This is a genomic window from Enterobacter sp. RIT418 (assembly GCF_003057745.1).
Classification (GTDB): domain Bacteria; phylum Pseudomonadota; class Gammaproteobacteria; order Enterobacterales; family Enterobacteriaceae; genus Enterobacter.
In genome coordinates this window covers 1-703 of record NZ_QBJD02000041.1, presented here as the reverse complement: position 1 = coordinate 703, position 703 = coordinate 1, and the positions used below count along the sequence as shown (strand labels likewise).

The window sequence follows — 703 nt, the reverse complement described above, 5'->3', positions numbered from 1 at the left end:
CTGCCGGACAAGGCGGTTGACCTGCTGGACACCGCCTCCGCGCGCGTGCGCATGAGCCTCGACACCGTGCCGGAGCCGCTGACCCGCATGAAGGCGCAGCTCACCGCGCTGGATATGGAAAAGCAGGCGCTGCTGGAGGATATCGCGGTCGGGAGCACCTCCCACGGCGAGCGGCTGGCGGCGATTGAGCAGGAGGAGGGCCGCATCCTTCTGGCGCTTGAGGCGCGGGAAGCCCAGTACGGCGACGAGCTGAAGCTCACGGAGCAGCTGCTGGCCTGCCGCCAGGACATCTCCCGCCAGGCGGACATCGCGGCGCTGCAGGAGCAACTCGGCGACGTGCAGCAGGGCAGCCCGCTGCTGGGGCTGGACGTGGACGCCCGCACGGTGGCGACGGTGATTGCCGACTGGACCGGCGTGCCGCTCTCCTCGTTAATGAAGGACGAGCAGACGGAGCTGCTGAGCCTGGAAGAGAGCCTGGCGACGCGCGTGGTGGGCCAGGACGCGGCGCTGAACGCCATCGCGCAGCGCCTGCGCGCCGCCAAAACCGGCCTCGCGCCGGAGAACGGCCCGCAGGGCGTGTTCCTGCTGGTGGGCACCAGCGGCACCGGCAAGACCGAGACGGCGCTGGCGCTGGCCGACGAGCTGTTCGGCGGCGAAAAATCCTTAATCACCATCAACCTCTCCGAATACCAGGAGCCGCACA

General features: G+C 69.4%; 1 pseudogene. It reads left to right on the top strand.

Features of this window, described 5'->3' with window-relative positions:
* Positions 1–703, top strand: a pseudogene (locus tag DBY73_RS22010) (AAA family ATPase); the annotation flags it as partial.